The organism is Hoylesella timonensis 4401737 = DSM 22865 = JCM 15640 (assembly GCF_000455445.1).
Lineage (GTDB): Bacteria > Bacteroidota > Bacteroidia > Bacteroidales > Bacteroidaceae > Prevotella > Prevotella timonensis.
In genome coordinates this window covers 33333-41557 of record NZ_HG417101.1, presented here as the reverse complement: position 1 = coordinate 41557, position 8225 = coordinate 33333, and the positions used below count along the sequence as shown (strand labels likewise).

Below are 8225 nucleotides of genomic sequence, written 5' to 3'. Positions count from 1 at the left end.
TTTTGCCCAATAAAACAGACTGTTTTGCACGGTTAAGTTATGCAGATAACAGCACTAACTCATGGAAATAACACGATTACTCCATGGAGATAGTTTTACAAAGTTATTTGCCTTTGCTGCTGGAGGTAGTGAAGAGGGGAGCCACCTCTGGTCGGTTCTTATTGATGACGATGAGGTGGTTCATGTTGTAATGTATGGTCACCAATCTTTTTTCGGTGTCTATATCGAAGTTGTCCATGCCTTGCTCCAAGGGAATGAACTTGGGGATGAGCGGTTCTGAATAAGTCCTGGCAGCTGGAGTGTGTGCTATTTCTACGTCACTTATAGGCAGCCGAATGCCCAAGTCGCTCATGCGTCGTCCTTCTGCCAAAAATATTTCTTGACGCATCAGGTAGATAAGTTCTAACAAAGCGTCGTTGTCTTTGCATTCGTCTATCATCTCTGCAGTGACCGATGTGCCCGACACCGTGGGAACTTGTATCAGATGCGGCGATTTACGGTTCAACACCAGTCCACTGCGGTATGGATCCTTGGGAGATGCTGCCACTCGGTAATCAGCTGCATCGGGATAGTGTTTGAATCCACCATTATATCGTCCTTCCAATTGGTCGTTAAGTTGCTGTTGTACTGGTCGCTTAGCAACCAGCTGCAACAGTTGCTTTAACTCTTTTTTAGCTTGCTGCGATTGTCCTTGAGAAAGGTAGGCTTCTGCCAAGATGAGATAATTTTCTTCGGCTTTCGCAATACTGATAGGGCATTCGTCGGTTGCCTTCAGCTGGAAGTATTTTGGATCGAGGAAGTCGAGACGGGGTAGTGGCTGGTACATTGTTTTCCAAATAACATCTTGCATGCTGTTGGTCACATTGTTCTTGCCGTCAAAGGTTACTTGCTCTATAAAGTCGTTGCTATTTTGCAGTGCCAATTTGCTTTCGTCAATAGCATTTTGCGCCTGTCCCATGACATAATACACTCTTGCCTTAAGAGTATGTACCAATGCTTTTTCGTGATTGTTGGTGGCATACGTCAGTGCTTTGTCAAGGGTGGTTTTCGCCAGTTGCAGTTGTTCATTAGCTGGTAGCGGATTGCCTCCTACAGTGGTGGGTAAGGCTCGAAAGTTCTCACCTGCCAGTAAGAAGGCATAGGCTTTCATCATATGTAACTTGAACAGATGTTCTGCGGTGGTGTGTTGGTCGTGCTGGCTCACCGTATTGATGCCATAGTCGGCAGATTCACGCAGATTGGCAACCAAGCGTTGCAGTTCGGCAATGTCAGGATCGGTGTTTTTCAGTTCTGGTTTGTCAAACACTTTGCTTTCACGCGTATAGTTGTTGAAATAGTTATCAGAAATAATTTCGGTATGGAGACAAAATTTGGCAATGGTGGTAGCAAATGCTTTCTCTGCACCGTTTACCCATATATCCATGGCACGATCTGATGCTAAGTATGTGTCTTCTCCAACATTGGGGTTTTCTACTTCGGTTGGCTCTATCAGACTGCAAGAAGCGAGTATGAACGTAAGTGCCAATCCTGTGCTATGTGTAATGAACTTATTCATGTTTTACAAATTTAATTGAATGGAAATGATGTATTGACGAGGCATAGAATAGGTGGAATAATTAAGTCCACCTGTTGCTACGGCACCTTGCGACCGTGCCCCTGCAATAGTGGCTTCGGGATCTACCGAAGCTGCTGTAAAGCTCAGGGGGTTGTACACGTTCAGCCCGATATTTACAGCCTTGACAGGTGTCCTGCCCGATGTGAAAGTGTGTGTGTAGCTCAAGGCGATATTCCTTATCTTTAGAAAGTCGGCTTTCTCTACAAAATAATTGGTAAAGATGAGCCAGCTTTTCTTTTGTGATTTTCCCATAAGAGCCGCTTGTGGTATGGCATCATCTTTCAGTCCTTTGGAAAAGCGGAACTGACGGTCGAACGAATGTACGTACGAGCCTGCTTGGTAGTCGCCACTCATAGTGAACTGCCACGACCGATAATTCACATTTAGCATCATGTTACCATAAAAAATTGGCACCGTGCGTCCTAAATCTTGCATATGCTGTACTTCCTTCAGCGTACCGTCTTCGTTGAGTATGGCTTTGTTTCCTCGTAAAAATCCTACTGACTTGCCCTCTTCCACCACCGTCTGAATGGTGCTGGGACCAAAGCCCCCTATGGCAAAGGGTATTGCTCCTCCCGTACTCAGTACTTTGTTGTGACTGGTATTGAACGATGTACGCAGACTTACACGCCAATCCTTCGTGCGGATGGGAGTGATGAGAGTGTTGATTTCTACTCCATGATTAAGGATATCACCGATGTTTGCCAAATAGTTGGCTGCTTGTCCCGATGAGGGGAGCGTGGGAATGCTGAACAGTGCATCGAGTGTACGAGCATGATAGTAGGTGAAGCCAATGGAGCAAAGGTCGTTGAAGAGGGAGCCTTCGAATCCTATCTCAAAGGCATGTTTCTTCTCGGGACCTAAATTGGCATTCCCGTATTGTCCAAATGTAGCGGCTAACTTACCTTGAAAGGAACTGATGTCCACTGTCTTTTGATAGGCGAAGGGTGGTGGGTAACTGCCTGCCACTCCATAGTTGCAAAACCAGCGTAACGTGGTGAGTATGCGACGACTCACGAGTGAGCGCATAAAAGGCTCATCGGTCATTACGTAAGACAGACCTACCTTTGGGTAAAACTGCCACCTTACATTCTCGCCAAAGGCTGTATTGTAGTCGATGCGAGCACCTAAATCAAGATAATAGCGATTTAGCAATCCGATGTTATCTTGTACGTAAAATCCGTAGCTGTGTAGGTAGCTCATCCATTCGTCAGCTTGTTGTGTTCCTGCTCCCGACATCACTTTTGCTCCGTCGCGTACGTTGGAGCCATTGTAAATAGCCTGATGATCGTGGTTGTTGAAGTATTGAAATCCAGCAGTGACAATGTTACTAATGCCGTGTTCAAAGTATGCCTTGTGTTGTGCATTCAGGTCGGCTGTCAGCCCAAAGTAGGTGCGGTCGAAATTGTTGATGCGCCCAGCGTCTGTAGTACCTATGGGCTTTACTTGGGTGTGAACCAAATACTGGTTGGTTACAATTTCTTTGTTGCCATTGGCACGGTAGTCCAATCCAAAAGTTCCCTTTAACGTGAGATTTGAAATAGGCTTATATATAAGCACTTGCGAAGTTTGGAATCGCTTCACAGACTCCTTGTAGTTTTGTAGCGCTTCGGCTTTGTCCACAAAAGCTTTCATTTGTGCAAATTGGTAGTCGTCTACTGCATCAATGTCGGCATTGAAATTGTGCTGTGTGCCGTCGGCTGCTTGGTACTTCATGTTGGCTGCGGCAGCGCCCTCCGTAAACCATAGCCCAGTGTAAAAGCCCTGATTACCATTGCGACTGCGTCTGTAGTCCTCTGCTACAAAGCCAAACGAGTTTTGATATTCCAAAGTGCGGTGTAATCGCGCATGCGAACCAAAGCGTATGTCGTACCTTTTTTGTTCGTTGTTGTTGTGAATAATGATTCCCGTATTACCACCCATACTGGCTCCTAAGCTATACCCAAAAGTTTGATTGCCACCCGACAGGGACAGGCGATACCGCTGTTGAAAACCAGTTTGGTTGAGCAATTCGCGAGTACGTCGAAAGTGATAAAACTGTGTGGTAGGTACATCGCACCCCATTTCGGCTGTTACAGTGGCTCGGAAGCCTGCTTCGGTACCTTTCTTTGTAAAGATTTGTATCACACCATTGGCAGCATCCGACCCATACAGCGTGGTGGCAGCTCCTCCCGGCACATATTCTATGTGGTCGATGTTCTCAATGGAGATGTCGCTGAGCGTACTCGACGATGCCATCTCGCCCATGGGCATGTCACCAATGGTGTATGGATTGGCTCCATATCCGTGTTTTGAGTAATTAAGGATAGAACCCGTATTGAGGTTGTCGATGCGCACACCGTCTATATATATAATAGGTGTGGAGTTGGCAAAAGCCGATGACAGTCCTCTTGACTTGATGATAGAGGTGGTTCCTGGCTGTCCGTTGGTAAGCAACAGTTGCACATTGGGCAGTGCATTTTGCAGCATTTGGTCGATACGAGTGGCTGGTGTCTTCTGCAGCTCACTTGCTGATACCTTCGTTACTGACGACGACAAGCGGCGGCGACGTATGGCGTTGCCTTGTCCTGTTACTACAACCTCATTAAGATTGATGCTATCCAAGAGGTTTTTATCTTTGTTCTCTATTTTGTTTACACCTGCCAAAGGGTTGATAACTTTGGGCATCATAGACTTTGCATCGGCTGTTTTCGCAAATAGGATGCAAGCCACGAGGCACGCGCTGTGCCATAGGGCAAGTTTTTTCATTGCTGTTAATCCGTTTGTTATTATAAAAAATAATTGTTGTCAAATTCAATCTGCTTACCTTATAAAGGTTCAAAAAGCGATGCAAAGTAAACTATTTTTCCACAAATATCAAAAAATATGGTCCAAATTTGTTTTTACAAAATGATATTTGCTTTCCTTAAAAGTTGAATCAATTATTTCTTTTGCCGAGTATTCAATTGAGGGCTTTCATTGAACAAATTTGGTTATTTCGCTTATCTACAGACGATTAAGGCTATAACGTTTATTTTTCTCGTTAGGATTTCCTGTAAATCATTGCACAATGGTCAATGATTTTGATATTTCAGACAAAGGTGGCTCTTGGATATGGTGACATGAATAAACTGCACTACAAGCCGCTGGGACAGGGAAAAACTTAACACACCTCTTGTTATTGTGGATGCAATTACTTCATGAACATCAAGTAAACGGCACAGAGCAGACAGCCAAATGCAGCAATGTGATTCCAGTGCAAGCTTTCGTTTTGAAAGAAAATAGTGGAAAAGACGCCAAACACCGTAAGACTAACAACTTCTTGAATGACTTTGAGTTGTACCAAAGAGAAAGGACCTCCGTTGTCCACAAAGCCGATACGATTGGCTGGCACTTGGCAACAATATTCCAAGAAAGCCACGCACCATGAGAAGATAACAACAGCAAACAGAGGCCAGTTAGAACTGACCCCTGTTTGCTGTAACTTAAGATGGCCATACCATGCCAACGTCATAAAGATATTACTACAGATGAGTAATAGAATGGTATAGATACCCGTCATTTTGATTTTTTCAATTGTTCGTCCATACTTGATGCAGCTCGACGCCCATCACCCATGGCAAGAATGACAGTGGCTCCACCTCTTACAATGTCACCACCAGCATATACTTCAGGTTTATTAGATTGCATGTTTTCATTCACAACGATGGTGTTCTTTCTGCCCAGTTCCAGTCCTTCGATAGAACGTGGTACGAGTGGGTTAGGACTCACTCCGATAGCAACAACAACCTGATCAACATCTAAAGTGATGGTTTCGCCCTCAATAGGTTCGGGACGGCGGCGTCCGCTGGCATCAGGCTCACCCAACTGCATGACTTGCAATACAGCTGACTTTACTGCACCCTTTTCATCCGTCAAATACTCAATAGGATTGTGTAAACACATAAAGTGGATACCCTCTTCCTTGGCATGCTTCACCTCTTCTAAACGTGCGGGCATTTCTGCTTCGGAGCGTCTATATACTAAGGTCACATCTGCCCCAAGTCGTTTGGCGGTTCGACATGAGTCCATGGCTGTGTTACCACCGCCAACAACCATTACATGTTTGCCCAAATTGATAGGAGTATCGGATGTAGGATTAGAGGCATCCATCAGGTTCACACGCGTGAGGTATTCGTTGGACGACAGGATGTTGATAGCATTTTCGCCAGGAATACCCATGAAATTTGGTAGACCCGCACCCGAACCGACAAAGATACCCTTGAAATTAGCATCTTCCAAATCTTGTATCGTAATCGTTTTGCCCACAATGCAATCCGTTTCAAAGTGAACACCCATCTTGCGAAGGTTTTCTATTTCAACGTCTACAATGTCATTGGGGAGTCGGAATTCAGGGATGCCGTATTTCAATACACCTCCAATTTCATGTAGAGCCTCGAAGACATGTACTTCATAACCATATTTTGCCATATCGCCAGCAAAACTTAATCCTGATGGTCCTGAGCCGATAACAGCAACCTTGATGCCATTGGCAGGCTGCAAATCGGGGAGTGAACTCTTTCCGCTTTCACGTTCATAGTCAGCAGCAAAGCGCTCCAAATGACCGATAGCTACGGCAGGTTCTTTCATCTTCAGATGTATACAACGGCTCTCACACTGTTTTTCCTGTGGGCATACACGTCCACAAACAGCAGGTAGGGCAGAGGTACTCTTCAACACTTTTGCAGCAGCGAGGAATTGTCCACGCTCTATATTTTTGATAAACGAAGGTATATTGATATTTACAGGACAGCCTTCTACACAGGTGGGCTTTGCACAATCGAGGCAACGCTTAGCTTCTGTCATTGCCATTTCTTTGGTTAAGCCTCTGTTGACTTCCTCTCTAAGAGTTGTAGCTCTGTACACTGGATCCAATTCTGGCATTTGGACGCGCGAAATAGCGGTGCGTTCTTTTGGTTTCATGGAAGCTCGAAGTTCTTTTCTCCATTCTGCATTACGATCAGTGAGTACATCTAACTTATCCTCGGTTGGCTCTACATCCATCTTTATGTTAGGTTTCGGCTTCACTTGTTTTTGCTCTACCGCTTCCTTGTGTGCCTGCAAACGCTCTAAATCTATGCGCTCCACATCCTTGAATGTTCCCATTCGTTTGAACATCTCGTCCCAATCAACTAAAGCACCATCAAACTCAGGACCATCAATACAAACAAATTTTGTTTTTCCACCTATGGTGAGACGGCAAGCACCGCACATGCCAGTTCCATCAACCATAATGGTGTTTAGAGACACATCAGTAGGGATGTTGTACTTTTGGGTAAGCAAGCAGCAAAATTTCATCATGATAGGAGGGCCTATAGCAAAGGCCTTGTCGACATGCTCTTGCTCTATAAACTTCTCCATACCTACGGTTACCACGCCTTTTTCTCCGTAGCTGCCGTCATCTGTCATGATGATAACTTCGTCAGAATTGGCTCTTACTTCATCTTCCATGATGATAAGATCCTTGCTTCTGCCTGCTAAAACGGACAACACTCTGTTACCTGCCTTCTTTAATGCTTTGATGATGGGCAACATAGGTGCCACACCAACACCTCCGCCAGCACAGAGTACGGTTCCAAACTTCTCAATGTGGGTGGCATTTCCCAGTGGTCCTACAACGTCAGTCACATAGTCACCCTCGTTGAGCTCACATAATTTGTAGGAAGATTTACCTACCTTTTGTACTACTAATGTGATGGTACCTCGTTTTGGGTCGGCATCAGCAATGGTTAAAGGCATGCGCTCTCCGCGTTTTCCTGTTCGTACAATCACAAAGTTACCAGCTCTTCGACTCTTTGCAATGAGCGGTGCTTCGATTTCAAACAAGAATACCTTTTCGGAAAATTGTTTTTTACGAATAATTTTATTCATAATCGTTTTTTGTATTAGTAATTTAGGTTATATAGTAATCAATTTTTATAGTTTGTTTTATGAGTAGACTACGCTGGCTTGAGATGCGGTATTTACAAATCGAATTGGTAGCCAATGGAAAACACATAAGAAAAATTTGTTCCTTGTAGCTTGGAATTGACCATGTGATAATCATGCTTCCATGCTTCTGCACTTCCCGTATCAGTGACTCCAATATTCCACCTTATATCCAGCACAAAGTTATATAATTCGTATGAAATCGCCATAGGAATAGTCAAATCAAATGTATTCAATTGTCCTTCCATATTGCGATCAATCATGGTAGGGGCATCAATGCTTTCTTGTTTGCTTCTTATACTGATGGCAGGTTGAATGCCTGTTTTTAATGCGAAGCCTTTGAAGATATACCAATTGGCTGTGATAGGGAAGGCGATATAATCGTGCTTCCAGACAAACATGTCTTTGCCAGAGCTATTATAAATACCTCCCATAGGGGCATAGTTTACGCCTCCGCTGACAGATAGGTGCTTAAAATATCTTTTTTCGATATCCACACCAGCCATAACACTTTTTCTAAAGTCAAGGTCTCCGTTAAACATACTTGCAAGGCTGTAGCCAACATAAGGCTTGAAGGTCATGCCGCCCACCTTATGTTGTGCTACACTGTGGATTGAAAGAAATAAGAAAAGAAAAGTATAAATATATTTACACTTCATTATTC

General features: G+C 44.2%; 5 protein-coding genes. All 5 read right to left on the bottom strand.

Annotation, left to right across the window (positions count from 1 at the left end; all coding sequences use genetic code 11):
- Positions 1–103: 103 nt before the first annotated feature.
- Positions 104–1555 carry a hypothetical protein gene (locus BN35_RS11400; RefSeq protein WP_025072342.1) on the bottom strand — a complete coding sequence of 484 codons (1452 nt, stop codon included), beginning with the start codon at positions 1553–1555 and terminating at the stop codon, positions 104–106.
- 3 nt (positions 1556–1558) lie between these two features.
- A complete protein-coding gene (locus BN35_RS11395; protein WP_036909115.1) occupies positions 1559–4282 on the bottom strand; it encodes a TonB-dependent receptor domain-containing protein in 2724 nt (907 codons plus the stop codon).
- A 505-nt stretch (positions 4283–4787) separates the two neighbouring features.
- Entirely contained in the window at positions 4788–5156 is a 369-nt protein-coding gene (locus tag BN35_RS11385; RefSeq protein WP_025072339.1) for a DMT family protein, read from the bottom strand.
- Positions 5153–7504: a bifunctional dihydroorotate dehydrogenase B NAD binding subunit/NADPH-dependent glutamate synthase gene (locus tag BN35_RS11380; RefSeq protein WP_025072338.1), complete on the bottom strand. Its 2352-nt coding sequence runs from the start codon at positions 7502–7504 to the stop codon at positions 5153–5155. Before BN35_RS11380 ends, BN35_RS11385 begins: the two co-directional genes overlap by 4 nt.
- 92 nt (positions 7505–7596) lie before the next feature.
- Positions 7597–8220, bottom strand: coding sequence for an outer membrane beta-barrel protein (locus BN35_RS12865; RefSeq protein ID WP_025072337.1), 624 nt, complete (start codon positions 8218–8220; stop codon positions 7597–7599).
- Positions 8221–8225 lie beyond the last annotated feature (5 nt).